Here is a 25,960-nt window from a genome sequence, read left to right as displayed (position 1 = left end):
AGCCGATGAGCGCCGTACTGGATACCCCGGTCGCCGTACGGCGTGCTGCAATGGACCTGCTCGCGCGCCGCGAGCACGGTCGAGTCGAGCTGACGCGCAAGTTGCGTCAGCGCGGCGCCCCGCCTGAAATGATCGACAGTGAACTCGACCGCCTGACGGACGAGGGGTTGCTGTCCGAATCCCGTTACCTCGAAAGCTTCGTTTCCTACCGTGCCCGTTCCGGCTATGGACCCCTGCGTATTCGCGACGAGTTGAGCCAGCGTGGCCTGCAGCGTTCCGATATCGAGCTGGCCCTGCGTGAAAGCGGCCTCGACTGGCAGGCACAGTTGGAAGAAACCTGGCGGCGCAAGTTCGCCGGGCGCCTGCCGGCTGATGCCCGCGAGCGTGCCCAACAGGGTCGCTTCCTCAGTTACCGGGGTTATTCCATGGACATGATCGGCCGCCTGTTGAGCGGCCGAGGGCTGGATGACTGATCAGGTCGCCTTGATCGGTTCCCGTACGCGTGGCTGCGCGGTCACCGCCGGCTTGCTCCAGTTTTCCGGCTGGTTGATGAAGTCCACCAGTTCCCGCAAGCGTCCCTGATCCCGCGCCGTAAAGTGAAACGCCAGCCGTGACAGATGGCTGAATTGTGCTTCGTCGTGTTCCTGGCCCGCATAGCCATGCTGATGGAAACCCCCACTGACACACAGGTCGGCGAACAATTCGTCGAGTCGGGCCAGGGCCTGCTCGTTGAGCGGATGATTCATGCGGATCACGAACTGGTTCTTCAGCCAGCGGCTGGAGTGGAAGTTGCTGTAGAACTGGTTGATTTCCGCCACCGCCTCGTCGGCGCTGTACACCAGGCGGGCCAGCTTCAGGTCGTTGGGCAGAATGTAGCGGTTGGCTTCCAGCTGGTTGCGGATGAAGTCGATGGCGCTCTGCCAGAAGGTCCCGCCGGGTGCATCCAGCAATACCACCGGTACCAGCGGGCTCTTGCCGGTCTGGATCAGCGTCAGCACCTCCAGGGCTTCGTCGAGAGTACCGAAACCGCCCGGGCACAGCACCAGCGCGTTGGCTTCCTTGACGAAGAACAGCTTGCGGGTGAAGAAGAAGTGGAAGGACAGCAGGTTGACGGTACCGTCGACGGTCGGGTTGGCATGCTGTTCGAAGGGCAGGGTGATATTGAAGCCGAGGCTGTGCTCCAGGCCGGCACCGGCGTGGGCAGCGGCCATGATGCCACCGCCGGCACCGGTGATGACCATCAGGTCGGATTTGGCCAGGGCGGCACCCAGCTCACGGGCCTGGGCATACAGCGGATGTTCGATGGGCGTGCGGGCGGAGCCGAACACGGTGACCTTGCGGCGGCCCTTGAACTGGTCGAGCACGCGGAAGGCGTTCTCCAGTTCGCGCAGGGCCTGCAGGACGATCTTGGCGTTCCAGCGGTTGCGGTCGTCCTGGGCCATGCGCAGGACGGTCAGCATCATGTCGCGATAGAGCGGAAGGTTGGGGCTGTCGGGGGCAATCTGTTGGAGTTGTTCTTCGACCTGTTTCGTCAGGTCGACACCGTTGTTCTGGAAATGACGGGACAGCAAGTCATTCGGTTCGTAGGGCATGTAATGTCTCCTTCTGCACGGAACCTCTGGCGCGGCCGAAATCGTCGCCGGCGCCGCGACACTGCATGTGTCGCTGTACATCCAGTCTGATGCCTGTGCATGACAACTGGCGAATTGATCATGGGCCCAGCAGGCCTTGTCGGCAACCGCTTGTTGTTTCATTGCGGATGATTTGTGCCGCTCGTCAGAAGCACTGCCTCGGGGGCGCGGCTCTGATTTACTTAATCTCGGGTCGAGCGGAAACGTCGCATCGGGGTTGGCCGGTTCAGGTGCGGCGCACGGAGGCGCGTAATGGAGAGAGTGACACTGGAAGTCGATACCGAGTTGTATCAGCTGTTAAGAATGGCCGCGCAGGCCAATCACCTCAGCCTCGAGGAGGAATGCCTGCGGCGCCTGGAGGGCGCGGACCGGCGTTCGCGTTACCTGCAGGCCCTGGTGGCGGAACTGCGCGCCGATGATGAACAGCGGCGCCAGGCCCGGCAGTAGTTACTTCTTCTTCGCCGGTGGTTCTTTCGGGCAGTCGCTCTCCACGAAGCGGACCGAGGCGACGGGGCGATTGCTCTTATTCTCGGTGAATTCGTAGCGCATGATCGCGCCCTGGGCCATCAGCTTGCGGTAGTTGACGTTGCGGCAGACGCTGGCACCCATTTGCAGGTAGACCACCTTGGGGTTATCACGCATGCTCTGGGCGTAGTCGGACTGCACGCTCAGGTGGTCGATCAGTTGATTGTCCTCGACCGTGTAGGCAACTTCCAGGATGTGCTCGTTGATCTCGCGAGGCAGGGTTTCGTTGCTCTTCTGCGCGACGTCCTTGAGCATCTTGTTCAGTTCGAAATCCTTCAGCGATGCCGCCTGGACACTGAAAGGCAACGCCAGCAAAAGGGCGATGGACGGTACGGTAAGGCGCAGCATGCAACTCTCCTGGTTCGGTAACTGGTGCTTCGACCCATTGTCGGGCTGTGCGTTCAGTGGTCGCGAAGTATAGAGGGCCGTTGTCGGACCTACTAGCTCGCTGCTGAAGGAAAATGCCGAGATCAAGCCGCGCAAACCCGTTGGCGGCCTCTGTTAGACTGCGCGGACTTTTCACCGCTGTGAGCCGTACTTCTCGTGTCCAACCCTTCCTGCCGCCAGCGTGGCCCCCTATGAGCCATGCTGTTTCCCGCCTGCGCGCCGAGCGCCTGGCCCGCGCGAAAGCGCCATTCACCGCCCGCGGCTCACGAGCCGAGCGTTGTGAACGGTGTCGTGTGATCCCGCAATACTGCCTGTGTGACTGGCTTGCGCGGGTACCGGCACGCTCGGCGATCTGCCTGCTGATGCATGACGTGGAACCGATGAAGCCGAGCAATACCGGCTGGCTGATCGCCGACGTGCTGGCTGATACCACCGCCTTCAGTTGGTCGCGTACCGAAGTCGACCCGCAATTGCTGGCGCTGCTGGACGATCCGCAATGGCAGCCGTTCATTGTGTTTCCCGGCGAATTCGTCGCCCCGCAGCGGGTGGTGACCGAGGTACAGCCGGTGGAGGGCAAACGGCCGCTGTTCATCCTGCTGGATGCGACCTGGACCGAGGCACGCAAGATGTTTCGCAAGAGCCCGTACCTGGAGCGTTTCCCGGTGCTGAGCCTGGAATCGGAGCAACTGTCACGCTACAAACTGCGCCGCTCCAAGCGTGACGATCACTTCTGCACGGCGGAAGTTGGCGCCCTGTGCCTGGAACTGGCCGGCGATACCCGCGCTGGCGAGGCGGTGAGCGCCTTGCTGGAGGTCTTCACCACCCATTATCTGGGTGCCAAGTTCCAGCTGCCGCTCGATTTCGACGACGAAGCCCACCGGCGACTCAGGCCTTTTCTCCCGGCGCCGTAGCCGTTGCCTGCGGCCACAGTTGGGCGACCAGCATGCCGGCCAGCATCAGGGCGCAGCCGATATAGCCGCGCAGGTGCAGCGACTCGTTGAGCAGCCAGGCCCCGGCGATGGCGGCGAATACCGCCTCCAGCGAGAAGATGATGGCGGCATGGGAAGCGATCGCGTCCTTCTGGGCGATGACCTGCAGGGTGTAGCCGATGGCGACCGCGACGACGCCACCATAAAGAATCGCCGGGCCGGCCGCGACGATGGCCGGCCAGTGGATCGGCTCCAGGCACAGGGCCAGCACCAGGCTGGCCACGGCGCAGGTGGCGAACTGCAGGAAGGCCAGGCGGATCACGTCGTGGCGCCTGGCGAACACCCCCACCAGAATCACGTGCCCGCCCCAGACGAAGGCGCCGATCAGTTGCAGCCAGTCTCCCGGCGACACCTGGAACTGCTCGCCGACGCTCAGCAGGAACATGCCGACCACTGCGAGCAGCGCTCCCAGCCAGGTACCGATACCGGTCTTGTGGCCGATGAACAGTCCCAGCAGCGGCACTACAATCACATAGAGGCCGGTGATGAAACCGGCGTTGGTCACGGTGGTGAACAGCAGGCCGACCTGCTGCAGGTTGATGCCCAGTGCCAGGGCCAGGCCCATGAGCATGCCGCCGAGCAACAGGCCGCGGGTGAGAAACGGCTCGGGCCGGATCTGCTGGGGAGGGCGGCGCAAAACCAGCGGCAGCAGGCACAGCGAGCCGAGGGCGAAACGCAGGCCGGAATAGAGGAAGGGACCGACATGTTCCATGCCCGAGGTTTGCGCGACGAAGCCGGAGCCCCAGATCATGGCGGTCAACAGCATCAGGATATCGGCACGCAGGGCTTGGCTTCGCATAAGGGCACTCTTGTCAGATAGCCGGTGACTTTGCCGTAAAGCATCGAACTTGACCACCCCGCCCGTGCTGGGCATGCTTGGCGCCGATTCGGGTGCGGCAGAATGTTCGAGCGCAGGTTCCTCCGGGCCCCAGGCGTATCACGTGCCCTTTGACGCATGGCCTTCTCAGGCCGTCGCTTCGAGATGCCTCGGCGTGTATCGACCCGATCGATGCCGCCTAGAAAACAGGATCATTTGAAAAATGACCACATACGAAATCCTGATCGCCGATGACCATCCTCTCTTTCGCAGCGCACTGCGCCAGGCCTTGACCCTCGGGCTCGGCCCCGAGGTGCGGCTGGTGGAGGTGGCGAGCATCGCCGAGCTGGAAACCCGCCTGACCGAGAAAGCCGACTGGGACCTGGTCCTGCTGGACCTGAACATGCCCGGCGCCTATGGCTTCTCCGGCCTGGTACTGCTGCGTGGCCAATACCCGCAGATTCCGGTGGTGATGGTTTCGGCCCAGGAGGAAGCCGCGGTGGTGGTGCGCTCCCGCGAGTTCGGTGCCAGCGGTTTCATCCCCAAGTCCAGTTCCCTGGAGGTGATTCAGCAGGCCGTGCGCAATGTGCTCGACGGCGAAGTCTGGTGGCCGCCCCAGGCGTTCGAGGCGGTCAGCGTTTCCGATGAGGCCAAGGCCGCCAGTGCCGGCCTGTCGAGCCTGACCCCCCAGCAGTTCCGGGTGTTGACCATGGTTTGCGAAGGCCTGCTGAATAAACAGATCGCCTATGAGCTGAGTGTGTCCGAGGCGACCATCAAGGCCCATGTGACGGCGATCTTCCGCAAGCTGGGGGTGCGTACCCGAACCCAGGCGGCGTTGCTCCTGCAACAACTTGAGTCAATTTCGAGCCAGTAGGGCGCCCGACATTCACGCTTTTTTGACTTTGGTTGAACTAGCTTTCCCACACCATTTTGCTCAGTTGCCTACCTATGTCGTCGCCTTTTAAAGGTCAAACCGGTTTAAAACGTATCCTCAACGCGTCGGGATATTCCCTGGATGGCCTGCGTGCCGCCTTCACCGGTGAGGCGGCGTTCCGCCAACTGGTGTTGTTGAACGTGATCCTGATCCCGGTGGCGTTCTTCCTCAACGTCAGCCGTGTCGAACGCGCGCTGTTGATCGCCGTGTGCCTGCTGGCGCTGATCGTCGAGTTGCTCAACTCGGCGGTGGAGGCGGCCATCGACCGCATTTCCCTCGACCGTCACCCCCTGTCGAAAAACGCCAAGGACATGGGCAGCGCCGCGCAGTTCGTGGCCCTGAGCATGATCGCCCTGGTCTGGGCGGTGATCCTGCTCTAGACCAGGCTCGGCAGCACGATCTCATCGCTGCGGCGTACGCCGGCGGTGAGGTTGCGGCACAGCTCCAGGAATTCGCGCATCGCCGAGGTCTGGTACTTCTGTTTATGCCAGATGAAGTAGAACTGCCGCGCCAAGTCCAGTTCCGGGGTTTCCACGGCTACCAGGCTGCCGCGGCGGAAGGCATCGCGTAGCGCCAGGCGCGAGATGCAGCCGATACCCAGCCCCGATTCCACCGCACGCTTGATCGCTTCGGTGTGTTCCAGCTCCAGGCGCACATTCAGTGAGCTGCGGTGATGACGCATGGCCTGGTCGAAGGTCAGCCGGGTGCCCGAGCCCTGTTCGCGCAGGATCCAGGCTTCACGGGTCAGTTCCTCCAGGCTTGCCTGGCCGCGTCGGGCCAATTGATGCTGCGGGGCACAGAACACCACCAGTTCATCCTCGACCCAGCTCTGCACCTCGATATCGGGGTGGCTGCAATCGCCTTCGATCAGACCCAGATCAATTTCATAGTGCGCGACCTGCTGCACAATGTTCGCCGTGTTCTGTACGTGCAGTTTCACCTGGCTCTCCGGGTGCAACTGCATGAAGCTGCCGATCAGCAGGGTCGCCAGGTAGTTGCCGATGGTCAGGGTGGCGCCGACGGCCAGGGAGCCGAAGCCGGACTTGCCGTTGAGCAGGTCCTCGATTTCCTTGGCCTGGTCGAGCAGGGCCACGGCCTGGGGCAGCAGTTGCTTGCCCAGGGCATTGAGGCTCAGGCGCTTACCGGCGCGATCGAACAGTTGGCAGCTCGATTGCCGTTCCAGTTCGGTGATCGAGGTGCTCGCGGCGGACTGGGAAAGCGCGAGCAGGCCGGCGGCCCGTGATACGCTTTCCTGCTGGGCGACGGCGACGAATACTTGAAGTTGACGGAGAGTAAATCGCATATCTATATAACCGATAACCCTTATCTTGATAATTCATTTAACAGATATTGTCGCCGCCATTAGAATGCTATGCAATTGCGCTCATTGATAGCGCAGGCCAAATCTCCAGGAGCCCTATCCCAATGAGCAACATGAATCACGAGCGTGTCCTCAGTGTTCACCACTGGAACGACACTCTGTTCAGCTTCAAGTGCACCCGCGATCCGGGCCTGCGCTTCGAAAACGGTCAGTTCGTGATGATCGGGCTGCAGCAGCCCAACGGCCGGCCGCTGATGCGCGCCTACTCGATCGCCAGCCCGAACTGGGAAGAACATCTCGAATTCTTCAGCATCAAGGTGCCGGATGGTCCGCTGACCTCGCAACTGCAGCACCTGAAGGAAGGCGATGAGATCATCATCAGCAAGAAGCCTACCGGTACCCTGGTGCTCGACGACCTGAAGCCGGGCAAGCACCTGTACCTGCTGAGCACCGGCACTGGCCTGGCGCCATTCATGAGCGTGATCCAGGATCCGGAAACCTACGAGCGTTTCGAGAAAGTGATCCTCTGCCACGGCGTGCGTTACGTCAACGAAGTCGCCTACCGCGAATTCATCACCGAGCACCTGCCGCAGAACGAATTCTTTGGCGAGGCGCTGCGTGAGAAGCTGATCTACTACCCCACCGTGACCCGCGAGCCGTTCGAGAACGAAGGTCGCCTGACCGACCTGATGCGCAGCGGCAAGCTGTTCCGCGACATCGGCCTGCCACCGATCAACCCGCAGGACGACCGCGCCATGCTGTGCGGCAGCCCGAGCATGCTCGAAGAGACCAGCGAAGTGCTCAACAGCTTCGGCCTGACCGTTTCGCCGCGTATGCGCGAGCCGGGTGACTACCTGATCGAGCGCGCTTTCGTCGAGAAGTAAGGTCCGTTTCGGAGCTGTGGCAGCCGGCTTGCCGGCGATAGCGTCCGCAAGCCGGCGCCACAGAAAAAAGCCCGCGTTGCCGAAAGGCAGCGCGGGCTTTTTCGTTTCTGGCGTTTCTACTCGGCGGGCACGACTTCCAGCACGCGGATCACGCCCGCCTGCGGGTAGTGCCAGCGCACATCCAGGTCCCAGAACTGCGCGCCGTATTCCCGCTCGGGCGTGGGGGTCTGATAGGCCGGACGCGGGTCCTGGGCCAGGCACTGTTCGATCAGCTCGATCAGTGGCTCGCCCAGGCGCCGGGCGTGCGCCTGGGCCTGGTGCAGGGCGCTGTCCGCCCACTGCACGGGAATCAGCTGCGGCGCCGCGCTGGCGATGTCGTTGACGGCCGTGGCAACGCTGTCGGCATAGGGCACGTAGGGCTTGATGTCGAGAATCGGCGTGCCGTCCAGCAGGTCGATACCGGAGATCCACAGCCGATGTCCTTCGACCTTGTCCAGCCGCACCACCGACTGGCCGATACCGTTCGGCCGGTGCGTCGCCCGGGTGGCGAACACGCCGATGGACTTGTTGCCGCCCAGGCGTGGCGGCCGCACCTTGAGCCGCGGCTTGGCCTCCAGGGACTGGTGGAACAGGAACAGCAGCCAGACATGGCTGACCTGTTCCAGGCCTTGTACCGCATCGCCCTGGTCGAACGGTGCCAGCAGTTCCAGAACACCGCGTGCCGCCGGCGCCAGTTGTGGCTGGCGCGGGATGGCGAATTTCTCCTTGAAACAGGAGCGCACGAAACCGATCGGCGAGACGCTGTAGCTCATCGCGGCAGGCCTCAGGCCTCGATCCCGAGGATATTGCGCGCCACCGCTTCGGCGATGCGGATACCGTCGACGCCGGCCGAGAGAATGCCGCCGGCATAACCGGCGCCTTCCCCGGCCGGGAACAGGCCCTTGACGTTCTGGCTCTGCATCGACGCGTCGCGGGTAATGCGCAGCGGCGACGAGGTGCGGGTTTCGATCCCGGTCAGTACCGCATCGTGCAGCGAGTAGCCCTTGATCTGCCGCTCGAAGGCCGGCAGGGCCTCGCGGATGGCTTCGATGGCGAAGTCCGGCAGCGCCAGTGCCAGGTCGCCGAGGGCCACGCCCGGCTTGTAGGACGGCTCGACGCTGCCCAGGGCGGTCGACGGCTTGCCGGCGATGAAGTCGCCCACCAGTTGCGCCGGAGCCTCGTAGTTGCTGCCGCCGAGCACGAAGGCGTGGGACTCCAGGCGCTCCTGCAGCTCGATACCGGCCAGCGGGCCGCCCGGGTAGTCGACTTCGGGGGTGATGCCGACGACGATGCCGGAGTTGGCGTTGCGCTCGTTACGCGAATACTGGCTCATGCCGTTGGTCACCACCCGGTTCGGCTCGGAGGTGGCGGCGACCACAGTGCCGCCCGGACACATGCAGAAACTGTAGACCGAACGGCCGTTGCTGGCATGGTGCACCAGCTTGTAGTCGGCGGCGCCGAGTTTCGGGTGGCCGGCATACTTGCCCAGGCGGGCGCTGTCGATCAGCGACTGCGGGTGCTCGATGCGGAAACCGATGGAAAACGGCTTGGCCTCCATGAACACGCCGCGGCTGTGCAGCATGCGGAAGGTGTCGCGGGCGCTGTGGCCCAGGGCCAGGACCACGTGGCGCGAATGCAGCTGTTCACCGCTGTCGAGCACCACGCCGGTCAGTTGCCCGCCGTCGAGCACCAGGTCGGTGACCCGCTGCTGGAAGCGCACTTCGCCGCCCAGGGCCTCGATTTCCTTGCGCATGTTCTCGACCATGCCGGTCAGGCGGAAGGTACCGATGTGCGGCTTGCTGACGTAGAGAATCTCTTCCGGCGCGCCGGCCTTGACGAACTCCTGCAGGACCTTGCGGCCGTGGTGGTGCGGGTCCTTGATCTGGCTGTAGAGCTTGCCGTCGGAGAAGGTCCCGGCACCGCCCTCGCCGAACTGTACGTTGGACTCGGGGTTGAGCACGCTCTTGCGCCACAGGCCCCAGGTATCCTTGGTGCGCTGGCGCACTTCCTTGCCGCGTTCGAGAATGATCGGCTTGAAGCCCATCTGCGCCAGCAGCAGGCCGGCGAAGATGCCGCAGGGGCCGAAACCGACCACGATCGGCCGCTCGCGCAGGTCGGCCGGCGCCTGGCCGACCACCTTGTAGCTGACATCCGGCGCCGGACCGACATTGTGGTCGTCGGCGAACTGCTTCAGCAGGGCTTCTTCGTTGCGCACCGCCAGGTCGATGGTGTAGATGAACAGCAGTTCGGACGACTTCTTGCGGGCGTCGTAGCTGCGCTTGAACACGGTGAAGTCCAGCAGGTCAGCGCTGGCGATGCCCAGGCGCTGGACGATGGCCGAGCGCAGGTCTTCATCGGGATGGTCGAGCGGCAGCTTGAGTTCGGTGATTCGTAACATGACAGGGTCCAGTATGCGGCCACGCGGGCGCGCCGGCTTTACAACAAACCGGAGATTATAAGCCCCAACGGCGGTTTTCCGTGAGGCTTGAATGACTGCTGGTCCGAATCAGTCGTTGCGGGCACCGCCGAACGTGGCGCAGCCGCGCTGCACCTGGCCGTTGATGCGCAATTCGGCGCTGAGGTGGCGGACGCTGCCGGTGGTGCTGTCGACGCAGCGCTGCGGTGCCACCCACAGTTCGATGTGCTGGTTGTTGGCTTCGGTGCTCAGGCTGAAGCGCCCGTCACCCAATTGCTCTTCCAGGTAGGGCAGGACCAGGGGCGGCTGCTTGTCGCGCTCGAGGATCATGCCCTTGCCGCTGGCCTTGAACGACCAGTCCGGGCCATGGCCGCTGGCGATCACGGTCTGGCGCCGGAAGTCGAGGTCGGCGCAGCCGCCGGTATCGCGCTCCAGGCGGTAGAGTTGCTGCAGGTTCAACTGGCCGTCGGAGCCGTCGGCCTTGCTCGACGAGAAGCTGCCACGCAGGTCGACGAACAGTTTGCCGGGCTTGCCGGCGAAGGTCGCGGCTTGCTGGGCGATGCTGGTGTTGCCGCTGTCGTTGACGATGAAGCGGCGTTGTTCCTGGCAGGGCTGGAACAGCAGCTTGCCATCGACACTGCTCAGTTCGCCCTGCATGCGGTTCAGTCCGGCCGTGGGGTGCGGGCCGCTGGGGGCGAGCATCTGGCAACCGGCGGCGAACAGGGGCAGGGCGAAAATCATCAAGGAACGGGCGGCACGCATCATCGGGTCTCCTGGCAAGTGCCGCCACGTTACCCAGCCTGGACCCGCATCACAAGCCTTGTGGGAACCGGCTCAACCGACGCGGTAGGTCTGGCCGGTCTGCAGGCCTTCCACGCTCTTGGCGTAGGCCAGCGCCACGTCCACCGCCGCTACCGGCTTGAAGCCACGGAAGTAGGGCGCGTACTCGTCCATCGCCTCGACCAGCACGGTCGGGCTTACCGAGTTGATCCGCAGACCCCGCGGCAATTCGATCGCCGCCGCCTTGACGAAACTGTCGATGGCGCCGTTGACCAGGCTGGCCGACGCGCCGAAGCGGATCGGGTCATGACTGAGGACGCCGGTGGTCAGGGTGAACGAGGCGCCGTCATTGGCGTATGCGCTGCCGATCCGCACCAGGTTGACCTGGCCCATCAGCTTGTCCTGCAGGCCCACGGCGAAATCCTCTTCGGTCAGTTCGGCCAGCGGGGCGAACCTGACGTTGCCGGCGGCACAGACCAGGGCATCGAACTTGCCGGTCTGTTCGAACAATTGACGAATCGAGGCGCTGTCGCTGATGTCCACGTGCAGGTCGCCGCTGGTGCGGCCGATGCTGATGATCTCGTGTCGCTGGATCAGTTCCTTTTTGATGGCCGAACCGATGGTGCCGCTGGCACCAATCAAGAGAATTTTCATCCTGCGCTTGCTCCTGTGGGGGGATTGAACACTCAGTCTAGGCTGGATTTTTCCCCGGATAAGCGTGCTAATAGGCAACCTTTGGTTTTATTCTGGAAACAATCCCGTGAGCGAAATGGATGACCTGGCAGCCTTTGCCGTGCTGGTCGAAGCGGGCAGCTTCACGCTGGCCGCCGAGCAACTGGGGTGCAGCAAGGGGCAGTTGTCCAAGCGCATCAGCCACCTGGAAACACAGTTCGCGGTGCAACTGCTGCACCGCACCACCCGGCGCCTGAGTCTCACCGCCGCCGGAGCGGCCCTGCTGCCCCAGGCCCAGGCACTGGTGGTGCAGGTGCAACGGGCGCGCCAGGCGCTGGCCCGGCTCAAGGACGATATCGCCGGCCCGGTGCGCATGACGGTGCCGGTGTCCCTGGGCGAAACCTTTTTCGATGGACTGCTGCTGGAGTTCTCTCGCAATTATCCCGATGTCCAGATCGAGCTGGACCTGAGCAACAGCTTCCGCGACCTGGTGCGCGAGGGCTTTGACCTGGCGATTCGCACCGAGACCGGCCGCGATGAGCGACTGGTGGCCCGGCCGCTGTTGGTGATCAACGAACTGACCTGTGCCAGCCCGGCCTACCTCGAGGCCCATGGTGAGCCGCAGACGCCCCGGGAGCTTGCCAACCATCGTTGCCTGCTCAACAGCCACTACAGTGGGCGTGAGGAGTGGCAATACCATAGCCAGCATGAACTGCTGCGGGTGCGGGTGGGTGGCACGTTTGCCAGCAACCACTACAGCCTGCTGAAGAAAGCCGCGCTGGCCGGTGCCGGTATCGCCCGGCTGCCGTCCTACGCGCTGGCCGCGGAACTGGCAGACGGGCGTTTGCGCTGGCTGTTGCGCGACTATCGCACCCGCGACATGCCGGCGTACCTGGTGCATCCCTACCAGGGCGGGCTGCCGCGGCGCACCCAGGTGCTGGCCGACTATCTGATCGGTTGGTTCAAGCGCAGCAGCGAGGCACTGGAGCGGCTTGAGCTGTAGTCATGCCGCTTGCAGCCGGGTAATGGCGCCGTAGCGAATCAGCAGGCCCAGCGTCCGTGCCGGATCGAATTCGGGGTCGGCTTCATGGGCGTGGGTCATGGCGCTTTCCAGCGCTTGTTCATTGAGCAGGCCCTGGATGAAGACCCGGCTGCCACGGTCGAGCCTGAACACCTCGACCTGCCAGTTGCAACGCAGTACCAGTGCCGCTTCACCCCGGCTCGGGTCGATCTGCTCCAACCGGCCTTCGCCCTGGTGCGCCAGCCAGATCGACAGCGTCGCGTAGCGTGACTCCAGCACCGCGACGCTGGGGTGCAGGCCTACCAGCAGGCGGCCCAGGGACTCCGGTGCCGCCAGGTGCAGGCCGATCTGTTCCGGGCTCAAGGGCGTGGCATCGGCGGCGTGATAGGCGTTGATCCGCAGACGCTCCAGGCACGCGACGTCGGCCAGGTACGGCACGCTGGCCGCTGGCGCGAAGCCGCGGATGAACGTGGCGAACTCCCGGCCGTAGTCGTTGAGGATCGGGCTGCGGGGCGGGTGCTGCCGGACATGCACGGCGGCCATGGCCCGGAAGAACTCGTCGCCGACCAGTGCCCGGACCACCGGGTAACTGTCGGCCAGGGCGTTGATCAGCGAGCTCTGGACATTGTTGCGGTACACCGCGAAACGGCTGGCCGGATCGGCGCCGTTGCGGCTGTGCAGGCCGGGCGGGCAGGGCTGTTGCGGGTCGAGCAGTGCCGCGCTGAAGCGGTCCTGGTCACTCATCGACCTACCTCGACACCATCGAGCAGGGCCTGGGCTCGTGCCGCTTCAACGAGCAATTCGCTGAAGGCCGGGACGCGGTTGTCGCGCTCGATCAGGGTCGGCAGCGCCCCGGTCCTGGCCAGCACCTGCTGGTAAAGGGCCCAGACCGCCGAATCGATGGGCGCGCCGTGATCGTCGATCAACAGACGGTCGCCGAGGCTGTCACGGTCCTCGGCGAAGCCGGCCAGGTGAATCTCGCCGACGGCTCGCAACGGCAGGGCCCCGATGTAGGCCAGTGCATCGCGTTGATGGTTGACGCAGGAGACATACACGTTGTTCACGTCCAGCAGCAGGCCGCAGCCGGTGCGGCGAATGACCTCGCCGATGAAGTCTGTCTCGTCCAGGGTCGAGCGCTGGAATTGCAGGTAGGTCGCCGGGTTTTCCAGCAGCATCGGGCGTTTCAGGGTGTTCTGCACCAGGTCGACATGTTCGCAGACCCGTTGCAGGGTGGCCGGGTCGTAGGCCAGTGGCAGCAGGTCGTTGAGAAACACCGGGCCGTGTCCCGACCAGGCCAGGTGTTCGGAAAACGACTGTGGCTGGTAGCGCTCGATCAGCCTGGCCAGGCGCTGGAGATGTTGCCGGTCCAGCGGGCCTTCGCCGCCGATGGACAGGCCGACCCCGTGCAGCGACAACGGATAGTCTTCGCGAATCCGCCCCAGGTAATGTTGGAACGGGCCGCCGGCGACCATGTAGTTCTCGGCATGCACCTCGAAGAAGCCGAGGTCGGGGCGGCTGTCGAGGACCACCTGGAAGTGCTCGCTCTTGAGCCCCAGCCCGACCCTGGATGGGAGCGGGTGGGCGCTGGCGCAATCAATGGGCGCGGATTGCGCTGACGGCGGCATTGCGCGTGTCAGCCTTTTTCGGTGAAGGCCTGCAGTTGGCCGAAACCGGTCGGCGAGGTGCTGCTGGCGGTTTTCTCGCAGGTGCCCTTGGGCACCAGTTTCCAGGCGCTGCCCTGGTTGTCCTGGGTCGAGGTACCGGCACAGCTGGTACCGGCGCCGGCGGCGCAGTCGTTCTGGCCCTTGGCGGCGACACCGAAGCATTTCTCGGTGTCCCCGGCGTGGGCGGTTATCGGCAGTGCGGCGATGCTCAGGGCGGAGCCCAGGGTCAGGGCGAGGGTGGCGGCGGACAGCGTACGGCTGGTGGCGTTGCTCATGGTCGATCTCCAATTGAAGAGGGCGCCTTCCTGTCTGGTGTGGGCAGCGAGGGTAGGCGGGGTGCGGCCAACATAATCGATTATGGGCGGCGAGGGTACGGACACGATGTTCCGGGCAAAGAAAAGCCCCGACAGAACGGGGCCTTCTCGTTGCACGGCAGTGGAATCAACCGCCCAGGTACGCTTCGCGGACTTTCGGGTCGGTCAGCAGGTCATTGCCGCTGCCTTCCATCACCACCCGGCCGTTCTCCAGCACGTAGGCGCGGTCGGCGATCTTCAGCGCCTGGTTGGCGTTCTGCTCCACCAGGAACACCGTCACTCCGTCCTTGCGCAGTTGTTCGATGATATCGAAGATCTGCTGGATGATGATCGGTGCCAGACCCAGCGACGGCTCGTCGAGCAGCAGCAGCTTGGGCTTGCTCATCAGCGCCCGGCCGATGGCGAGCATCTGCTGTTCGCCGCCGGACATGGTGCCGCCGCGCTGGCTGAAGCGCTCCTTGAGCCGTGGGAACAGTTCCAGGACCTTGTCCATCTGCTCCTGGTAATCGCCCTTGTCGGTGAAGAAACCGCCCATGGCGAGGTTTTCCTCCACGGTCAGGCGCGAGAACACACGGCGGCCTTCCGGCACCACCGCGATGCTCTTGCGCATGATCTGCGAGGACTCCTGCCCCACCAGCTCTTCGCCCATGTAGCGAATGCTGCCGCTGTGGGCCCGCGGCGAACCGCAGAGGGTCATCAGCAGGGTCGACTTGCCTGCGCCGTTGGCGCCGATCAGGGTGACGATCTCGCCCTGGCGGACTTCCACGTTGACGCTGTGCAGGGCCTGGATCTTGCCGTAGAAGGTGGAAACGTTTTCGAACTGCAGCATTTACGCTTCCCCCAGGTAGGCTTTGATCACATCGGGATTGTCGCGGATCTGTTGTGGTGTGCCATCGGCCAGCGGCGTGCCCTGGTTGATCACGACGATATGGTCGGAAATGCTCATGACCAGTTTCATGTCGTGCTCGATCAGCAGCACGGTGACGCCGTGTTCCTCGCGCAGCACGCTGATCAGCGCCTTGAGGTCGTCGGTTTCCTTGGGGTTCAGGCCGGCCGCCGGTTCGTCGAGCATGAGGATCCGTGGACGGGTCATCATGCAGCGGGCGATTTCCAGGCGACGCTGCTGACCATAGGCCAGGGTGCCGGCCGGGCGGTTGGCGAATTCGGTCAGGTTGACCTTGTCCAGCCAGTACGCGGCGTATTCCATGGCTTCCCTTTCGCTCTTGCGGAACGACGGAGTCTTGAACAGACCGGCCAGGAAGTTGGTGTTCAGGTGACGGTGCTGGGCGATCAGCAGGTTTTCCACTGCGGTCATGTCCTTGAACAGACGCACGTTCTGGAAGGTCCGCACTACGCCCTTGCGGGCGATCTCGTGGCCGGCCAGGCCCTGGATCGGCTGGCCGTCGAGGATGATGCTGCCGGCGCTGGGCTTGTAGAAGCCGGTCAGGCAGTTGAACACCGTGGTCTTGCCGGCACCGTTGGGGCCGATCAGTGCCACGACCTGTTTCTCTTTCACGGTCAGGGCCACGCCGTTGACCGCCAGCAGGCCGCCGAAGCGCATGCTCAAGTTTTCGACTTTCAGGATCTCGCGGCTCATTTGCGCAGCTCCATGTGTGGACGTTGCATCGGCAGCAGACCCTGTGGACGCCAGATCATCATCAGCACCATCATGGCGCCGAACATCAACATGCGGTAATCGCTGAATTCACGCATCAGCTCCGGCAGCAGGATCATCACGATCGCTGCGAGAATCACCCCCAGTTGCGAGCCCATGCCGCCGAGCACGACGATGGCGAGGATGATCGCCGATTCGATGAAGGTGAACGACTCCGGGGTCACCAGGCCCTGGCGGGCGGCGAAGAAGCTGCCGGCGAAACCGGCGAAGCAGGCACCCAGGGTGAATGCCGAGAGCTTGATCACGGTGGGGTTCAGGCCCAGGGCGCGGCAGGCGATCTCGTCTTCACGCAGGGCTTCCCAGGCGCGGCCGATCGGCATGCGCAGCAGGCGGTTGATCACGAACAGCGCGAACAGCGCCAGCAGCAGGGCGACCAGGTACAGGAAGACCACCTTGCTCACCGGGTTGTAGGCCAGCCCGAAGAACTCGTGGAAGGTCTTCACACCCTCGGCGGCACTGCGCTCGAAGCTCAGGCCGAAGAAGGTCGGCTTGGGGATGTTGCTGATGCCGTTCGGGCCGCCGGTGAGGTCGGTGAGGTTGCGCAGGAACAGCCGGATGATCTCGCCGAAGCCGAGGGTCACGATGGCCAGGTAGTCACCGCGCAGGCGCAGCACCGGGAAACCGAGCAGGAAGCCGAAGGTCGCGGCCATCAGACCGGCGACCGGCAGGCACAGCCAGAAGCTCCAGCCGAAGTAGTGCGACAGCAGCGCGTAGCTGTAGGCGCCCACCGCGTAGAAGCCGACATAACCCAGGTCGAGCAGGCCGGCCAGGCCCACCACGATGTTCAGGCCCAGGCCCAGCAGCACGTAGATCAGGATCAGGGTGGCGATATCGACCGCCCCCCGCGAGCCGAAGAACGGCCAGATCAGTGCGGCCACGATCAGGCCGATGATGATCCAGCGCTGGGTCCGTGGCAGGGTCAGGAACTGACCGACCTTGGGCGACACCAGCGGGCCACGGGACGACTTGAACATCGTGCTGACCTGCTGGCTGAACAGCACGCGCAGGAACATCAGCACCGAGCAGAGGGCGATGACGGTCAGGGTCAGGGGACCGGTGCCATGCACTTCGAGGTTGATCCCGACGATGCTCAGCTTCAGGCCGAGTACCGGAAAGGCCACGGCCCAGACCAGCAGGGCGCTGAACAGCGCCTGTTTGAGATATCTGTTCATACTTTCTCAACCTCCGGACGGCCCAGGATGCCGGTCGGACGGAACAACAGCACCAGGACCAGAAGACCGAACGCCACCACATCCTTGTACTGGTCGCCGAACACGTCGGCACCAAAGGCTTCGGCCACACCGAGCACCAACCCGCCGAGCATGGCGCCCGGAATGCTGCCGATACCGCCCAGGACTGCGGCGGTAAAGGCCTTCAGGCCCACCAGGAAGCCGGCGTTGGGGTTGATCACCCCGTACTGCATGCTCAGCAGCACGGCGGCGACCGCGGCCAGGGCGGCACCGATGACGAAGGTCAGGGCGATGATGTTGTTGGTGTTGATCCCCAGCAGGTTGGCCATCTTGATGTCTTCGGCGCAGGCACGGCAGGCGCGGCCCAGGCGTGAACGGGAGATGAACAGGGTCAGTCCGGTCATGGCGATCAGGGTGATCACGAAAACCAGGATCTGCATGTAGGAAATCAGGACTTCCTCTGCGCCCCCCGGACCGAAGGAGATGCTCCCCGGGATCAGGTTGGGAATGGACTTGTCCTTGGAGTCCTGGGACAGCAGTACGGTGTTCTGCAGGAAAATCGACATGCCGATGGCGGAAATCAGCGGAATCAGACGGTTGCTGCCGCGCAGTGGGCGGTAGGCAACGCGTTCGATACTGTAGCCATAGGCACTGGTCACGACGATCGTCGCGATGAACGCGGCGGTCATCAGCAGCGGCAGGGAGTGGATTCCCATCATGGCCAGCCCGGCAAGGACGATGAAGGCCACGTAGGAACCAATCATGTAGACCTCGCCATGGGCGAAGTTGATCATTCCAATGATGCCGTAAACCATTGTGTAGCCAATGGCTATCAAGGCATAGGTGCTGCCAATGGTCAGGCCATTAACCAGCTGTTGGAAGAAGTGATAGATCTCAGGCATTACAGCGCTCCTAAAAACCCGATACGCATTTCACTGGTGGAGTCATGTTCCGGCTCGTCGGGCGTGGTCTGTCGCCACGTTGGCACGAGCGTTTGCCAGCGAACCGCTGGTGACGGTTTTAAGATTTTCAGGTGAGCCAGCTCCCGGATCGCGGGTGTCAGGCCCATAAACCTCGTAAAACAAAGCCCACTGTGCAAACAGTGGGCTTGTTGACCTGTCAGGCCTGAGTTACTGAGGGGATACTTCAGTCTTCGGCTTGCCGAAGTGCCATTCGTAGACCACGAACTTGAAGTTCTTCAGGTCGCCCTTCTCGTCGAAGGACAGTTCGCCAGTCGGGGTCTTGAAGGTCCCGGCGTGGATAGCGGCAGCCACCTTGGCGGTGTCTTCGCTCTTGGCGTTCTTGATGCCGTCGGCGATCAGTTCGACAGCGGAGTAGGCCGGGAACACGAACGGACCGCTCGGATCCTTGCCGTCAGCCTTGATGGCGTCGACGATGGCCTTGTTCTCCGGGTCGGCATCGAAGGACTTCGGCAGGGTGACCAGCAGGCCTTCGGAAGCGTCCTGGGCGATCTGCGAGATGGAGTCGTTGCCGACGCCTTCCGGACCCATGAACTTGGCGTTCAGGCCTTTTTCCTTGGACTGGCGCAGGATCAGGCCCAGCTCTGGGTGGTAGCCGCCGTAGTAGACGAAGTCGACATTGTTCTGCTTGAGCTTCTGGATGATCGAGGAGAAGTCCTTGTCACCGGCGTTCAGGCCTTCGAAGACCGCGACTTTCACGCCTTTCTTCTCGAGGGTCTGCTTGACCGCGGTGGCGATGCCTTCACCGTATTGCTGCTTGTCGTGCAGTACGGCAACCACTTTCGGTTTCACGTGGTCGGCGATGTAGTTGCCGGCGGCAGGGCCCTGGGCGCTGTCCAGGCCGATGGTGCGGAACACCAGCTTGTAGCCACGGGCGGTGATTTCAGGGCTGGTGGCCGCCGGGGTGATCATGATCACGCCTTCGTCTTCGTAGATGTCCGAAGCGGGCTGGGTGGAGCTGGAGCAGAGGTGGCCGATGACGAACTTGACACCATCGTTGACAACCTTGTTGGCGACGGCCACGGCCTGTTTCGGATCGCAGGCGTCGTCGTATTCGACCGCTTCGAGTTTCTTGCCATCGACGCCGCCCTTGGCGTTGATGTCCTTGATGGCCTGTTTCGCGCCCGTGAACTGCATGTCACCGTACTGGGTCACAGGGCCGGTCTTGGGGCCGGCGATGCCGATCTTGATGGTGTCTGCAGCGAAAGAATGGCTGGCGATACCGGCCAGAACCATAGCGGCGAACAGTTTGGAAATCTGCTTAGTCATTAGTGCTCCACTCTTGCTGTTGTAATTTTTATAGTCCTGACGCCAGGGCGGCAGAACCGGGTTTTGACAACCCGATTTTACCCGGCAACTGTACCGATACAGTTTAGAGCGCTCGTTTATCGCTTGGATAGCGGGCTGCCGGGGACAAAATCGGGAGATGTCGCTTAAATGAAAGAAAGAGACAGAATAGCGGCAGATGGCCATGCAGATTATTATCTGGATGTTGCTGAGCTTTCACGGCAATCCCTGCAACCCTGATCCTTCTTTCACCCCAACCTTTACATCCGGGTTTTTCTACCTTGAGTCGCGACGTTATGATTGCGCCGATTTTTTCTCAGGTGGAACTCCCATGATTGAAGAACCTAGCACCCTCTATGCCAAGCTGCTTGGTGAAACTGCATCTATCCGCTGGGAGGAGCTGCAACCGTTCTTTGCCCGGGGTGCCCTATTGTGGGTCGAACCGTCGCTGGATCTGATCGCCGCGGCGCAGGCCATGGCCGAGAATCAGACCGAGAAAGTAGCGGATTGGCTGGCCACCGGAGCGTTGGCCAAGGTGTCTGAAACGCGGGCCCAGGATCTTCTCGAGCGTGATCCGAGCCTGTGGGCGGTGGTGGTATCGCCCTGGGTGATGATCCAGGAAAGAGCGGCGAGGTAATTCAAGGCACTGTAATGGTGCATATGCGTTATGCGTTTATGGCCTACGAGTGTGTAGGCCAGTAACCGCATGCGGCAGTAATGGCAGTTTGCCCGTGGAGAAAATCCACAGTCCTTGACAGGCATATCGCAGCTTCCCTGCCACGACATCCGATTCTGTAGGCGCCCGGCTTGCCTGCGAAGCTTCTGGCGGCCTCAAGGGCCCATTCGCCGGCAAGCCGGGCTCCTACAGGGTGATGGGGGCGGTTGGCTCAGTACTCGGTCCGACCGGTGTGGCTGTTCAAGGAAATGACCTTGGTCTTGCCGATGCGGTGACGGTAGATCTCGCGCAGATACTTGATCGCCTTCTTCACGCAATCGCGGGACAGGCGGATATCGTTGATCGAGACGAACTTGTCCTTGTCGTTGATCAGTTCGCGGTACTTCTTCTCGTACATCGGCTTGATCGCGTACCAGTTGGTATCGAGGATCTTCGCCGGGTTCTCGAACTCGTTGAGCAGGTCGTCGATATGCCCTTCGTCGAACTCGTCGCGGGTGATGAACTCGAGCATCGAGTTGTCCAGCGTGTCGTCGAAGCGGTACGGGTTGCGCGCGAAGCAGCGCTTGATGAAGGCCACGATCAGGGTCAGGAAGTCGTCCGACAGGCACGGACTCTTGGCGATCAGCGTGGTCAGCGACAGGTTGGCCGAGGCCCCGATCACCAGGGCGTAGCGCTTGAGCGTGGTGTTGGGGAACAGGCTGTTGAGGTGGGTCTTGAGCCGGTTCAGGTCCATATAGGACAGCTTGTAGTCCTTGGGCAGCGAGACGATCGAAACCACCGACGAGCAGTTCTTGAAGAAATGCAGGTCGTGCAGCGCCGCGGCGTCGTAACCCGAAGCCTTGTACTGCTCCAGGGCGGCGCGGTAGCGCTTGGACTCGATCGGCAGCAGGCTGATGCCTTCGATGGCCTGGGTGACCTTGTTGAAGTGCGGCAGGTCGATGGAGCGGAAGAACAGGTCGTCGATGTTCAACCGCTGCTGTTCCTTTTCGAACACCTTGAACTTGTCGCCGGTTGGCGCCGGCTGTTCCGGTACCACGGATTCGGCGTAGGCGATCGCCACGGGGCCTGCCAGGCTCATGAACAGGTCGTTGGCGTCCAGGCGGATGGTCTCGCCGATGTCGATGCCGGCACGACGGAAGTAGTTCTGGTCGTAGTCGGTGGTCACCGCCTGGGCGGTCAGGATGTTGAAGATCTGCTGGGAGATGTACTGGTTGGCGTGCTTCTCCATGGCATTGACATCGATGTTCTGGATATTGCCGTCATCGTTCTCTTCGGCATAACGCATGATGTCGTTGGAGATCAGCATCATCGCGTTCCATGGGCGGATACGGCCCATGACGCTGGCTTCGCTGCTGTCTTCATTGTCGAAGTTGTACGAGAAGTCCCACTCTTCCGACAGGTACTTGCAGAGCAGGCGGCCGGCGTTGATGTGCAGGGCCTCGGACATTTCGCTGCGATGGTCGGAGATGTTCGGCAGCACGCAGATGCCGCTGGTGAAGATCGGTTCGAAGACGAAGGAGTGGCCGCTCTTGCTGTCGTGCTCGTCCATCGGCTTGGTGTCGAACGTCTTGTTCATGTACGAGTACTGCTGGGCCAGGCCGAATTCCGAGGCCATGCCCGAACCGGTACCACCGCCGGCACTGAAGATCGAGAAGTACAGGCGCGACTGGTTGGCCTTAATGCCGCAGGAGTCGATCAGGTACGAGTGGATCATCTTCCAGTCTGGGCTGGAGAAGCGTTGGGTGTCCTTGTTCAGGATGATCTTGGCCAGGTACTGGCCGAGGATCGGGGCGTTACCCGCGCCACCGGCATGCACCTCGGACAGGTCCATGATCTTCATCTTGCTGTAGTCGCGGATGAACCCGCTTTTCTCGCCCTTGCGCGAAAAGCGGATGCGGCCGGCGATGTCCTTATCCAGGTCGCCGAGCATCACCAGCGGTTCGACCAGAAACACCGGCTTGGCGGACTTGCTCTGCACCAGGCGCAGGTTATTGCGGATCCACTGGGCGGGGCGGTAGCCCTTGTCGACGGACTTGTCGTCGTTGTTGAATTCGTTGAGGTAGAACTTGCGGGCGTTGTAGACCAGTTCGGCGACATCCAGTGCGATGTTCGAGCCGCAGCGGCCCAGACCGATCAGGCAGACCGAGGGGAATTCCTGTTCGCGACGGGCCTCGTTCTCCACCTCCAGGTGCGGTGGGCGCGGAAATACCATGTCGCGCAGACCGTCGAGGTTGTCGAGGATACGATCCGTATTGGTTTCGGTGAAATAAAGGTACTGCTGCGTCGCCAGTGGACGGGGCGTCGAGTAGGCCTTGTAGGTTTTTTCCACGACCGCGGGCGACATCAGATCGGATACTGCGTTGGCTGGGTTATTTTTGGAGGTCATTGTGCGCCATATGCCTGGTCTGGTTGGGCGGTCGAGGGAATATCAACGCGCCATCACGGTGAGAGATCGCGACTTTAACGCGCGATATTGGCTTGATCGATAGGGGTTGGCCCTAGGTTTCCCTAGGGGTGAACCCTGCTCTGGATATCGTTGAATCGGCCAGTATTTGACGTTCTTTAATTGACGGGGAACTTTTTATGAATTCTGTACTACCTGCCCTGGGGTTCGCCGGAATCGGCCTGATGGGGCTGCCGATGTGCCGTCGCTTGCTGGCCGCGGGGTACCCCTTGACGGTGTGGAACCGGTCGCCGCACAAATGCGCCGAACTGGTGGCGGCCGGTGCGCGGCAGGTCGCCACCCCTGCCGAGCTGTGCGCGCAGGCAGACGTGGTGATGCTGTGCCTGGCCGATACCGCGGTGGTGCAGGAGGTGGTTTTCGGGGTCGACGGGGTGGCGCAGGCGGCGAAGACGGGTCAACTGCTGGTGGATTTTTCCAGCCTGGAGCCCACGGCGACGCGACAAATGGCCGCGCGCCTGCTGGCCGAGCGCGGTGTGCGCTGGCTGGATGCGCCGGTTTCCGGCGGCACCGCCGGGGCCGAGGCCGGCAGCCTGGCGATCATGGCCGGTGGGGACGTGGCCGATCTGGAACGGGTTCGCCCGGTCTTGCTGACCCTTGGCCAGCGCGTCACCCACATGGGGGCGGTGGGTGCCGGGCAGGTGACCAAGGCCTGCAATCAGATGATCGTGGCCTGCAATGCCCTGGTGATTGCCGAGGTGGTGGCGCTGGCGGAACGCTCCGGGGTGGATGCCAGCCTGCTGGCCGAAGCGCTCGGCGGTGGCTTCGCCGACTCCAGGCCGTTGCAGATCCTCGCGCCGCAGATGGCCGAAAGCCGTTTTGAACCGATCAAATGGCATGTGCGCACCTTGCTCAAGGACCTGGACGGTGCCGTGAAGTTCTCCCGTGAACAGGGTTCGGCGACACCCATCAGCGGATTGGCCGCACAGTTGATGCGCCTGCATGGTAGCCAGGGGTATCTGCAAAAGGATCCCGCGACATTGGTGAATCTGTATCGCGAGCCGCCGTCGCCGGCGGAGTGAGTGGCGTGACGCTGGGTGGTGGGCGCTGGTTGAGCTGCCTGATGGTCGCGGGCAGTTCTTCGAACAGCACCGGTCGGCTGAATAGGTGGCCCTGGATGTAGTCGCAGTCGTACTCGGCAAGGAACTCGTATTGCTGCTGGGTCTCGACGCCTTCGGTGACCACCTGCAGATGCAGGGTGTGGGCCATGACGATGATCGCCTGGATGATCTCCATGTCCGGGGCCGACTTGGGGATGTCGAGGATGAACGAGCGATCGATCTTCAGGGTATTGAGTGGCAGGCGCTTGAGGTAGGCCAGGGACGAGTAGCCGGTGCCGAAGTCGTCGATGGACAGCGAGACGCCGAGGGTACGCATCTGCCGCAACAACTGCAGGGTATTGGTGATATTGCCCATCAGCGCGTTTTCCGTGACCTCCAGCTCCAGCCGGTTGGCGCAAACGCCGGTGCTGCGCAGGATGTTTTCAATGTCGTCGGCCAGTTCCTCGCGTGCCAGGTTCAGGGACGAGCAGTTAGTGCTGACCATCAGGTCGCTGTAGCCCTGTTCGTCCAGTGCCGCCAGGTCCTGGCAGGCGGTGCGCAGGACCCACTTGTCCAGATCGGCGATCAGGCCGTTGGCTTCGGCGATGTGCAGGAAGCGGTCCGGGGCCAGCAGCCCGTGTTGCGGATGGTTCCAGCGTACCAGGGCCTCGAGCTTGGCGACCTGGCCGGTCCTGACCGCACAGATCGGCTGGTAGAACAGTTGCAGCTCGCGGCCGTCGCGCAGCGCCTGGCGCAGTTGTTCCTCCAGTTGCAGTTCCAGGGTCGCCTTCGTCTTCAGGTTGGCGTTGAAGAAATGCAGGCTGTTGCGCCCGGCTTCCTTGGACTGGTACAGCGCCAGGTCGGCGTTCTTCAGCAGCTCCTCGCAGGTCTGGCCGTCCTCGGGGAACACGGCGATCCCGATGCTGGTGGTCATCACCATGCGCCGGCCGGCCAGTTCGATCGGTTCCTTCATCTTCTGCATGATGCGCTGGGCCATGTGCCGGGCTTCGTCGCGCTTGTGCAGGCTGATGAGGATGCAGAACTCGTCGCCGCCAAAGCGCGCGACCACGTCGTCATGGCTGCGGGTGGCACTCTTGATGTGCGCGGCGATGACCTTGAGCAGCTCGTCACCGGCGTCGTGGCCGAGGCTGTCGTTGATCCGCTTGAAGTGGTCGATGTCGAGGAACATCACCGCCAGCATGCCGCCATTGCTGCTGCGCTCGATCAGTCTCTCGGCGAAGATCTGGTTGAAGCCGCGGCGGTTGATCAGGTTGGTCAGGGCATCGTAGTGGGCGACCTGGGCCAGGGACAGGCGGGCCTGGTCCAACTGGCTGAGCAGCGCGTTGACCCGGCGCAGGTCCTGTTCCTTGTGCTGCAGCTTCTTGTCGGAGAGGGCCGCGCTGATGCTGCTGCCGATGATCAGCAGGGTGATCAGGGCAATGGTCATGCCCAGTTGCAGATGGTTGTTCTGCACTGCGGCGCCCAGGACGTCGCCTTCCGGGACGACCAGGCGCAGTGCCCACATGCCGGTGAAGTGCATGCTGACGATGGCTGCGCCCATCACCAGGCTGGCGCTGTACTTGAGCAGTTGATGGAAGATGCCGCTACCGGTGCGAAAGTGCCTGGCCAGCAGCAAGGCCGCCAGGCTGGCGCCGATGGCGATCAGTACCGACAGGCCGACGAGGCCGGGTTGATAGTACTGCTGTGCAGTCGAACGCAAGGCCGACATGCCGATGTAATGCATGGCGGCGATCCCCAGCCCCATCGACAGGGCGGCGCGAACGGTCTGGGAAGGGCGCAGTTCGGCGCGACCGAGGGTGTGCATGGCGAGAAACGAGGCGAACAGGGCGATCAGCAGCGAGACCATGGTGGTGGGCAGGTCGTAACTCATCGCGATGGGCGTTCGAAACGCCAGCATGGCGATGAAGTGCATGGCCCAGATGCCGCCCGCCAGGCAACAGGCACCGACCCAGCGCCAAAGGCGCTGTTGCGCCGGTTTTTCCACATGACCGACCCGTTCGGCCATGTCGAGCGTGGCGAAGCCCGCGGCGCAGGCCACCAGATAGGCCAGCATGACCAGCAGCGGATCGTGGCTGCAGTCGAGCAGCAACTGCCCTTGCTCGGGAAGTTTGTCGACAAAATGCAAACCCAGCCACTCCATAGCCTGTCCTATTCCGCCCTTGGACTACCGACGCTGCGCGCCGACCAATGGGTTGGAGTATAGAGGCTCGTCTGGAGCCGGGAGCCCTAATGGCAG

Annotated in this window: 27 protein-coding genes; 9 read left to right on the top strand and 18 right to left on the bottom strand. The window is 62.9% G+C overall.

Annotated elements, in window-relative coordinates; translation table 11 throughout:
* Positions 1 to 5 precede the first annotated feature (5 nt).
* Positions 6 to 473 (top strand): recombination regulator RecX, encoded by a 468-nt coding sequence (gene recX, locus ACM62G_RS05100; protein ID WP_416772095.1) that lies wholly within the window; start codon positions 6 to 8, stop codon positions 471 to 473.
* On the opposite strand, the gene ACM62G_RS05095 is transcribed toward recX, so the two are convergent.
* Complete coding sequence (locus ACM62G_RS05095) at positions 474 to 1,592, bottom strand: LOG family protein (RefSeq protein WP_419736793.1); 1,119 nt, start codon at positions 1,590 to 1,592, stop codon at positions 474 to 476.
* Positions 1,593 to 1,883: 291 nt separating this feature from the next.
* Between ACM62G_RS05095 and ACM62G_RS05090 the strand changes: the two genes are divergently transcribed.
* Complete coding sequence (locus ACM62G_RS05090) at positions 1,884 to 2,078, top strand: hypothetical protein (protein WP_054060992.1); 195 nt, start codon at positions 1,884 to 1,886, stop codon at positions 2,076 to 2,078.
* On the opposite strand, the gene ACM62G_RS05085 is transcribed toward ACM62G_RS05090, so the two are convergent.
* Positions 2,079 to 2,504, bottom strand: a complete 426-nt coding sequence (locus ACM62G_RS05085) for a PA3611 family quorum-sensing-regulated virulence factor (RefSeq protein ID WP_054060993.1) — start codon at positions 2,502 to 2,504, stop codon at positions 2,079 to 2,081. It lies immediately after the preceding gene.
* A 230-nt stretch (positions 2,505 to 2,734) separates the two neighbouring features.
* Here ACM62G_RS05085 and ACM62G_RS05080 point away from each other — a divergent pair, with 230 nt between their 5' ends.
* On the top strand, positions 2,735 to 3,454 hold the full coding sequence (locus ACM62G_RS05080; protein ID WP_054060994.1) for a tRNA-uridine aminocarboxypropyltransferase: 720 nt from the start codon (positions 2,735 to 2,737) through the stop codon (positions 3,452 to 3,454).
* Here ACM62G_RS05080 and ACM62G_RS05075 read toward each other — a convergent pair.
* On the bottom strand, positions 3,429 to 4,331 hold the full coding sequence (locus ACM62G_RS05075; protein ID WP_054060995.1) for a DMT family transporter: 903 nt from the start codon (positions 4,329 to 4,331) through the stop codon (positions 3,429 to 3,431). The two genes, ACM62G_RS05080 and ACM62G_RS05075, sit on opposite strands and share 26 nt — an antisense overlap.
* A 241-nt stretch (positions 4,332 to 4,572) precedes the next feature.
* Between ACM62G_RS05075 and erdR the strand changes: the two genes are divergently transcribed.
* Entirely contained in the window at positions 4,573 to 5,223 is a 651-nt protein-coding gene (gene erdR / locus ACM62G_RS05070; protein ID WP_054060996.1) for a response regulator transcription factor ErdR, read from the top strand.
* Positions 5,224 to 5,297: 74 nt separating this feature from the next.
* A complete protein-coding gene (locus ACM62G_RS05065; protein WP_054060997.1) occupies positions 5,298 to 5,663 on the top strand; it encodes a diacylglycerol kinase in 366 nt (121 codons plus the stop codon).
* Here the strand turns inward: ACM62G_RS05065 and ACM62G_RS05060 are convergent.
* Positions 5,660 to 6,586: a LysR family transcriptional regulator gene (locus ACM62G_RS05060; protein WP_054060998.1), complete on the bottom strand. Its 927-nt coding sequence runs from the start codon at positions 6,584 to 6,586 to the stop codon at positions 5,660 to 5,662. The genes ACM62G_RS05065 and ACM62G_RS05060 overlap by 4 nt on opposite strands.
* 122 nt (positions 6,587 to 6,708) lie before the next feature.
* Between ACM62G_RS05060 and fpr the strand changes: the two genes are divergently transcribed.
* Positions 6,709 to 7,488, top strand: coding sequence for a ferredoxin-NADP reductase (gene fpr, locus ACM62G_RS05055; RefSeq protein ID WP_016966062.1), 780 nt, complete (start codon positions 6,709 to 6,711; stop codon positions 7,486 to 7,488).
* 116 nt (positions 7,489 to 7,604) lie between these two features.
* Here the strand turns inward: fpr and tsaA are convergent, their stop codons facing one another.
* The 4 genes from tsaA to ACM62G_RS05035 form a co-directional block, all read right to left on the bottom strand.
* Positions 7,605 to 8,300 carry a tRNA (N6-threonylcarbamoyladenosine(37)-N6)-methyltransferase TrmO gene (gene tsaA, locus ACM62G_RS05050; protein WP_419736792.1) on the bottom strand — a complete coding sequence of 232 codons (696 nt, stop codon included), beginning with the start codon at positions 8,298 to 8,300 and terminating at the stop codon, positions 7,605 to 7,607.
* Positions 8,301 to 8,311: 11 nt separating this feature from the next.
* Positions 8,312 to 9,925 (bottom strand): NAD(P)/FAD-dependent oxidoreductase, encoded by a 1,614-nt coding sequence (locus ACM62G_RS05045; protein ID WP_419736791.1) that lies wholly within the window; start codon positions 9,923 to 9,925, stop codon positions 8,312 to 8,314.
* 108 nt (positions 9,926 to 10,033) lie between these two features.
* Positions 10,034 to 10,708, bottom strand: coding sequence for a COG3650 family protein (locus ACM62G_RS05040; protein ID WP_416772109.1), 675 nt, complete (start codon positions 10,706 to 10,708; stop codon positions 10,034 to 10,036).
* 69 nt (positions 10,709 to 10,777) lie between these two features.
* On the bottom strand, positions 10,778 to 11,377 hold the full coding sequence (locus tag ACM62G_RS05035) for a short chain dehydrogenase (RefSeq protein ID WP_419736790.1): 600 nt from the start codon (positions 11,375 to 11,377) through the stop codon (positions 10,778 to 10,780).
* A 106-nt stretch (positions 11,378 to 11,483) separates the two neighbouring features.
* On the opposite strand from ACM62G_RS05035, the gene ACM62G_RS05030 reads away from it, so the two are divergent.
* Positions 11,484 to 12,398 (top strand): LysR family transcriptional regulator, encoded by a 915-nt coding sequence (locus tag ACM62G_RS05030; RefSeq protein ID WP_419736789.1) that lies wholly within the window; start codon positions 11,484 to 11,486, stop codon positions 12,396 to 12,398.
* Here the strand turns inward: ACM62G_RS05030 and ACM62G_RS05025 are convergent, their stop codons facing one another.
* The 8 genes from ACM62G_RS05025 to ACM62G_RS04990 form a co-directional block, all read right to left on the bottom strand.
* Complete coding sequence (locus ACM62G_RS05025) at positions 12,399 to 13,160, bottom strand: DNA-binding domain-containing protein (RefSeq protein ID WP_273819539.1); 762 nt, start codon at positions 13,158 to 13,160, stop codon at positions 12,399 to 12,401.
* The gene (locus tag ACM62G_RS05020) at positions 13,157 to 14,041 is read right to left on the bottom strand and encodes a DUF692 domain-containing protein (protein ID WP_419736788.1); all 885 of its coding nucleotides are present in this window, start codon (positions 14,039 to 14,041) and stop codon (positions 13,157 to 13,159) included. Before ACM62G_RS05020 ends, ACM62G_RS05025 begins: the two co-directional genes overlap by 4 nt.
* 8 nt (positions 14,042 to 14,049) lie before the next feature.
* The gene (locus ACM62G_RS05015; RefSeq protein WP_419736787.1) at positions 14,050 to 14,355 is read right to left on the bottom strand and encodes a DUF2282 domain-containing protein; all 306 of its coding nucleotides are present in this window, start codon (positions 14,353 to 14,355) and stop codon (positions 14,050 to 14,052) included.
* 166 nt (positions 14,356 to 14,521) lie between these two features.
* Positions 14,522 to 15,223: an ABC transporter ATP-binding protein gene (locus ACM62G_RS05010; RefSeq protein WP_054061007.1), complete on the bottom strand. Its 702-nt coding sequence runs from the start codon at positions 15,221 to 15,223 to the stop codon at positions 14,522 to 14,524.
* The gene (gene livG, locus ACM62G_RS05005; protein ID WP_054061008.1) at positions 15,224 to 15,991 is read right to left on the bottom strand and encodes a high-affinity branched-chain amino acid ABC transporter ATP-binding protein LivG; all 768 of its coding nucleotides are present in this window, start codon (positions 15,989 to 15,991) and stop codon (positions 15,224 to 15,226) included.
* Positions 15,988 to 17,241 carry a high-affinity branched-chain amino acid ABC transporter permease LivM gene (locus tag ACM62G_RS05000; protein ID WP_054061777.1) on the bottom strand — a complete coding sequence of 418 codons (1,254 nt, stop codon included), beginning with the start codon at positions 17,239 to 17,241 and terminating at the stop codon, positions 15,988 to 15,990. Before ACM62G_RS05000 ends, livG begins: the two co-directional genes overlap by 4 nt.
* Positions 17,238 to 18,161: a high-affinity branched-chain amino acid ABC transporter permease LivH gene (gene livH / locus ACM62G_RS04995; RefSeq protein ID WP_054061010.1), complete on the bottom strand. Its 924-nt coding sequence runs from the start codon at positions 18,159 to 18,161 to the stop codon at positions 17,238 to 17,240. The genes ACM62G_RS05000 and livH overlap by 4 nt, the downstream gene beginning before the upstream one ends.
* Before the next feature lie 228 nt (positions 18,162 to 18,389).
* Positions 18,390 to 19,508 carry a branched-chain amino acid ABC transporter substrate-binding protein gene (locus tag ACM62G_RS04990; protein WP_054061011.1) on the bottom strand — a complete coding sequence of 373 codons (1,119 nt, stop codon included), beginning with the start codon at positions 19,506 to 19,508 and terminating at the stop codon, positions 18,390 to 18,392.
* Between the two features lie 349 nt (positions 19,509 to 19,857).
* Between ACM62G_RS04990 and ACM62G_RS04985 the strand changes: the two genes are divergently transcribed.
* Positions 19,858 to 20,163: a DUF2288 domain-containing protein gene (locus tag ACM62G_RS04985; RefSeq protein ID WP_419737487.1), complete on the top strand. Its 306-nt coding sequence runs from the start codon at positions 19,858 to 19,860 to the stop codon at positions 20,161 to 20,163.
* 250 nt (positions 20,164 to 20,413) lie between these two features.
* Here the strand turns inward: ACM62G_RS04985 and ACM62G_RS04980 are convergent, their stop codons facing one another.
* Positions 20,414 to 22,588, bottom strand: coding sequence for a hypothetical protein (locus ACM62G_RS04980; RefSeq protein WP_054061012.1), 2,175 nt, complete (start codon positions 22,586 to 22,588; stop codon positions 20,414 to 20,416).
* A gap of 197 nt (positions 22,589 to 22,785) precedes the next feature.
* On the opposite strand from ACM62G_RS04980, the gene ACM62G_RS04975 reads away from it, so the two are divergent.
* A complete protein-coding gene (locus ACM62G_RS04975) occupies positions 22,786 to 23,685 on the top strand; it encodes an NAD(P)-dependent oxidoreductase (RefSeq protein WP_419736786.1) in 900 nt (299 codons plus the stop codon).
* Here ACM62G_RS04975 and ACM62G_RS04970 read toward each other — a convergent pair.
* A complete protein-coding gene (locus tag ACM62G_RS04970) occupies positions 23,573 to 25,864 on the bottom strand; it encodes a putative bifunctional diguanylate cyclase/phosphodiesterase (protein ID WP_419736785.1) in 2,292 nt (763 codons plus the stop codon). The genes ACM62G_RS04975 and ACM62G_RS04970 overlap by 113 nt on opposite strands.
* Between the last annotated feature and the right edge of the window lie 96 nt (positions 25,865 to 25,960).

The organism is Pseudomonas sp. COR18 (genome assembly GCF_048568395.1).
Lineage (GTDB): Bacteria > Pseudomonadota > Gammaproteobacteria > Pseudomonadales > Pseudomonadaceae > Aquipseudomonas > Aquipseudomonas fuscovaginae_B.
Note: the sequence above shows the minus strand (reverse complement) of the source record. Positions and strands in the feature narration are given on the sequence as shown.

Excerpts from the sequence above, each read along its gene's own strand:
- recX (WP_416772095.1), top strand. The coding sequence starts at position 6 with ATGAGCGCCGTACTGGATACCCCGGTCGCCGTACGGCGTGCTGCAATG.
- ACM62G_RS05095 (WP_419736793.1), bottom strand. The coding sequence starts at position 1,592 with ATGCCCTACGAACCGAATGACTTGCTGTCCCGTCATTTCCAGAACAAC.
- ACM62G_RS05090 (WP_054060992.1), top strand. The coding sequence starts at position 1,884 with ATGGAGAGAGTGACACTGGAAGTCGATACCGAGTTGTATCAGCTGTTA.
- ACM62G_RS05085 (WP_054060993.1), bottom strand. The coding sequence starts at position 2,504 with ATGCTGCGCCTTACCGTACCGTCCATCGCCCTTTTGCTGGCGTTGCCT.
- ACM62G_RS05080 (WP_054060994.1), top strand. The coding sequence starts at position 2,735 with ATGAGCCATGCTGTTTCCCGCCTGCGCGCCGAGCGCCTGGCCCGCGCG.
- ACM62G_RS05075 (WP_054060995.1), bottom strand. The coding sequence starts at position 4,331 with ATGCGAAGCCAAGCCCTGCGTGCCGATATCCTGATGCTGTTGACCGCC.
- erdR (WP_054060996.1), top strand. The coding sequence starts at position 4,573 with ATGACCACATACGAAATCCTGATCGCCGATGACCATCCTCTCTTTCGC.
- ACM62G_RS05065 (WP_054060997.1), top strand. The coding sequence starts at position 5,298 with ATGTCGTCGCCTTTTAAAGGTCAAACCGGTTTAAAACGTATCCTCAAC.
- ACM62G_RS05060 (WP_054060998.1), bottom strand. The coding sequence starts at position 6,586 with ATGCGATTTACTCTCCGTCAACTTCAAGTATTCGTCGCCGTCGCCCAG.
- fpr (WP_016966062.1), top strand. The coding sequence starts at position 6,709 with ATGAGCAACATGAATCACGAGCGTGTCCTCAGTGTTCACCACTGGAAC.
- tsaA (WP_419736792.1), bottom strand. The coding sequence starts at position 8,300 with ATGAGCTACAGCGTCTCGCCGATCGGTTTCGTGCGCTCCTGTTTCAAG.
- ACM62G_RS05045 (WP_419736791.1), bottom strand. The coding sequence starts at position 9,925 with ATGTTACGAATCACCGAACTCAAGCTGCCGCTCGACCATCCCGATGAA.
- ACM62G_RS05040 (WP_416772109.1), bottom strand. The coding sequence starts at position 10,708 with ATGATGCGTGCCGCCCGTTCCTTGATGATTTTCGCCCTGCCCCTGTTC.
- ACM62G_RS05035 (WP_419736790.1), bottom strand. The coding sequence starts at position 11,377 with ATGAAAATTCTCTTGATTGGTGCCAGCGGCACCATCGGTTCGGCCATC.
- ACM62G_RS05025 (WP_273819539.1), bottom strand. The coding sequence starts at position 13,160 with ATGAGTGACCAGGACCGCTTCAGCGCGGCACTGCTCGACCCGCAACAG.
- ACM62G_RS05020 (WP_419736788.1), bottom strand. The coding sequence starts at position 14,041 with ATGCCGCCGTCAGCGCAATCCGCGCCCATTGATTGCGCCAGCGCCCAC.
- ACM62G_RS05015 (WP_419736787.1), bottom strand. The coding sequence starts at position 14,355 with ATGAGCAACGCCACCAGCCGTACGCTGTCCGCCGCCACCCTCGCCCTG.
- ACM62G_RS05010 (WP_054061007.1), bottom strand. The coding sequence starts at position 15,223 with ATGCTGCAGTTCGAAAACGTTTCCACCTTCTACGGCAAGATCCAGGCC.
- livG (WP_054061008.1), bottom strand. The coding sequence starts at position 15,991 with ATGAGCCGCGAGATCCTGAAAGTCGAAAACTTGAGCATGCGCTTCGGC.
- ACM62G_RS05000 (WP_054061777.1), bottom strand. The coding sequence starts at position 17,241 with ATGAACAGATATCTCAAACAGGCGCTGTTCAGCGCCCTGCTGGTCTGG.
- livH (WP_054061010.1), bottom strand. The coding sequence starts at position 18,161 with ATGCCTGAGATCTATCACTTCTTCCAACAGCTGGTTAATGGCCTGACC.
- ACM62G_RS04990 (WP_054061011.1), bottom strand. The coding sequence starts at position 19,508 with ATGACTAAGCAGATTTCCAAACTGTTCGCCGCTATGGTTCTGGCCGGT.
- ACM62G_RS04985 (WP_419737487.1), top strand. The coding sequence starts at position 19,858 with ATGATTGAAGAACCTAGCACCCTCTATGCCAAGCTGCTTGGTGAAACT.
- ACM62G_RS04980 (WP_054061012.1), bottom strand. The coding sequence starts at position 22,588 with ATGACCTCCAAAAATAACCCAGCCAACGCAGTATCCGATCTGATGTCG.
- ACM62G_RS04975 (WP_419736786.1), top strand. The coding sequence starts at position 22,786 with ATGAATTCTGTACTACCTGCCCTGGGGTTCGCCGGAATCGGCCTGATG.
- ACM62G_RS04970 (WP_419736785.1), bottom strand. The coding sequence starts at position 25,864 with ATGGAGTGGCTGGGTTTGCATTTTGTCGACAAACTTCCCGAGCAAGGG.